1 protein-coding gene and 2 pseudogenes are annotated in these 3,149 nt (G+C 37.2%); 1 reads left to right on the top strand and 2 read right to left on the bottom strand.

The genetic code is table 11. The annotated features are described in order from the left end of the window. Positions 1-217: 217 nt before the first annotated feature. Positions 218-1,447, top strand: a complete 1,230-nt coding sequence (locus AFK68_RS04490) for a NupC/NupG family nucleoside CNT transporter (protein WP_094671765.1) — start codon at positions 218-220, stop codon at positions 1,445-1,447. 187 nt (positions 1,448-1,634) lie between these two features. Here AFK68_RS04490 and AFK68_RS44195 read toward each other — a convergent pair. Continuing rightward, a pseudogene (locus tag AFK68_RS44195) lies at positions 1,635-2,426 on the bottom strand (adenylate/guanylate cyclase domain-containing protein); the annotation flags it as partial. 120 nt (positions 2,427-2,546) lie between these two features. Then, positions 2,547-3,008, bottom strand: a pseudogene (locus AFK68_RS44190) (DUF3365 domain-containing protein); the annotation flags it as partial. Between the last annotated feature and the right edge of the window lie 141 nt (positions 3,009-3,149).

Genomic DNA, 3,149 nt, shown 5'->3' with positions numbered 1-3,149 from the left:
CCCTAAAACGGATTGGATTGAATAAAAGGAAAATAAATTCATTGTTTATCCTTGATCATGAGAGGCTTTAAACCTTAATTATTAGGTAAAAATTGATTATATCTATTATTTTAGAGACTGATTTAATCTAAAGTTTTTTTTTAGCATTATTTTAGTAAAACCTCGTCTTTAAGGGCGGGGTTTTAAATAGAATCAATTAGAGGAAATATAAGCGATTGTGGAAAGATTAATATCAGCACTAGGATTAATAGTTTTTGTCGGTTTAGCGACTCTTTTATCTGCTAAAAGAGAAAAAATTCAGTGGCAACCTGTTTTCTGGGGAATAGGTTTACAACTATTATTTGCACTGCTAATTTTAAAAACTAAAACAGGTTTAGTAGTGTTTAAATTTCTTGCAGATGTAGTTAGTCAGTTACTCAAATTTTCTGATGCAGGGGCAAAATTTGTCTTTGGAGAAAGCTATCTCGACCACTTTTTTGCTTTCCAGATACTCCCAACAATTATCTTTTTCTCTTCATTAATTACTATCTTGTATCACTATGGAATTTTGCAACAAGTAGTCAAAGCATTTGCATGGATAATGCTGAAAACTATGAAAACTTCCGGCGCAGAATCTCTTTCTTGTTCCGCTAATATTTTTGTGGGTTCAACAGAAGCACCGTTGATGATTAAACCTTATGTGGAAACTATGACTAACTCAGAATTACACGCGGTGATGACAGGTGGTTTTGCTACAGTTGCTGGAGGAGTATTGGCAGCTTATATTTCTTTTGGAGTTCCTGCCGAACATTTGATTGCAGCTTCAGTAATGTCAGCACCCGCAGCATTGGCAATATCAAAAGTCTTGTTTCCAGAAACAGAAGAGTCTCCGACTGCGGGAACGGTTAAGGTGGAGGTAAAGCAGACTTATGCTAATGTTATTGATGCAGCAGCAATAGGTGCTAAAGATGGAGTAAAATTAGCAGTCAATGTGGGAGCAATGTTGATTGCTTTTATCGGGTTGGTGGCAATGGTAAATGCACTATTGGGATGGATAGGTGCTGGTGTGGGTTTGCCTCAGTTATCCTTGGAGTGGATTTTTTCGTTATTATTTGCTCCTGTCGCCTGGTTGATGGGAGTACCTTGGGCTGACTGTGCTGAAGTGGGGGTTTTGCTAGGAAAGAAAACAATTTTGAATGAATTTATTGCTTATTTAGATTTAAAGACACTGATTGAAAATGCTCAAAAAGGTGAAACAGTAAATGTTATTTCCGAGCGATCACAAATTATTGCTACTTATGCTTTATGTGGATTTTCTAATATTGGTTCCATTGCTGTACAGATAGGTGGAATTAGTGCTATTGCACCATCACGACAGCACGATCTAGCAAAATTGGGAGTTAGGGCAATGATTGGTGGAGCTATTGCTTGTTTTATGACTGCTTGTATTGCGGGTATTTTGTTGTAGTGGACTGTTGCAGCTAATTTAGTACGTTAGAATTGTCATTGCGTTAGCGAAGCTTTGCGATAGCAAACGATAGTGTTTGCGGAGCAGTCCGTCAGGATAGCAATCTTATGACAATTTTCTATCGCAACATTTGAGTTTAAACAGTCCAAATTAGATCGCTAGTTGGTGTTAATTATTCTTATGTTTACTACTCCCCTAATCCCTTAATATCTAGTGGATTGATTTTTGATTCTGAAATATCTATTTTTCTGTCAATTCTGTTGCTGATTTCTTTTTTTTTACCTATTTTTCTACTAACCAATAAATAAGTTTTCATTTCCCCTTTACCTTTAACAGATATAACACCACGCTCCTGAAAAATATACTTATTCTGTAATAAATGATAAGTGCTAGTCGTAACTTGAATTGCACCAGGAATTCCATGAGATTCCATGCGACTGGCAGTATTGACTGCATCACCCCACAGATCGTAAATGAACTTTTTGGTGCCAATAACTCCAGCAATAACAGGTCCAGAATTAATGCCAATGCGGATACTTAGTTGACAATTATGCTCTAGATTAAATTTAGCGATCGCTTGCTGCATATCAAGTGCCATTTCTGCTACTGCCTCAACATGATCTGTCCGTGGGATGGGTAAACCACTAGCAACCATGTAAGCATCTCCAATAGTTTTAATTTTTTCTAGTCCGTGGCGATCGCTCAAGCGATCGAATTCTGAAAATATTTTATTGAGTAATATGACTAACTCTTCAGGGGGAATTTTTTCTGAAAGTAGAGTAAAACCGACAATATCAGCAAACAGAATTGTCACTTCTGCAAAGCCATCAGCAATTTGCTGATGTCCTTGCTTTAATCTTTCTGCTATTTGTTCTGGTAAAATATTCAGTAGTAGAGATTCTGACTTTTCCTTTTCCTCTGCCAGTTCAGCAGTACGTTCAACTACACGTCGCTCTAATTCTGTTGAAGTCCGTCGGAGTTTAGAAATGACCAAAGTTAGTCCGGCAACTCCCAGAACAGATAATCCTGCTAAAGTAAAAAATGTATCTCGCAATCCAGCATTAGTCATCTTAATGGTACTATCTAGAGGTTGAGTAATTTCCAAAACACCCCGTACATCCCCAACTTTCCAATCCTTTTTTGGACTATCTGGGTGATTATTATGACAACTAACGCAACTGGGTTTCATAATGTCTGCTTGAGCGTATCGGAATGAAGGACGCCCCTGAAATTCAACAAACTTATAGAATGGTAAGTCTGGGTTTTTTTCCAAATGGCGGATAGCTTTGAGTTCAAAATCGTCTCTAGGGCCACCTTCTGCTTGACGCCAAGGAAAAGGATAGTTACTGTAAAGACGGACTGACATTCCTGGATTTTTTAACTGGATACGCTCACCTAGTTCAATTAAAAATGTTGCTGGTAGGGGAATTGCTTCTTCTTTCGTTTTGTAGTCGTGAGTAATACTAAGACCTTCAATTGTCATAGCATGGGCGACTACTTCTGAACTGTATAGTGTACGAGCTTCTTTGATGGTCTCAGCGTAGTCAGTGACATGTTGAATTGCCTGTGATTTAATCAGCTTAGATGAGAGATGATAAGTATTCGATAGGCTAACTATAATAGAGTTGTTGGGAAATAACTTAGATTACAAAAAAAATAAAATGAAAACAGATATATTTAGTTAGTGATTTTATTATTTATG

Origin of the sequence: Hydrocoleum sp. CS-953 (genome assembly GCF_002260545.1) — a bacterium.
Lineage (GTDB): Bacteria > Cyanobacteriota > Cyanobacteriia > Cyanobacteriales > Microcoleaceae > Trichodesmium.
Note: the sequence above shows the minus strand (reverse complement) of the source record. Positions and strands in the feature narration are given on the sequence as shown.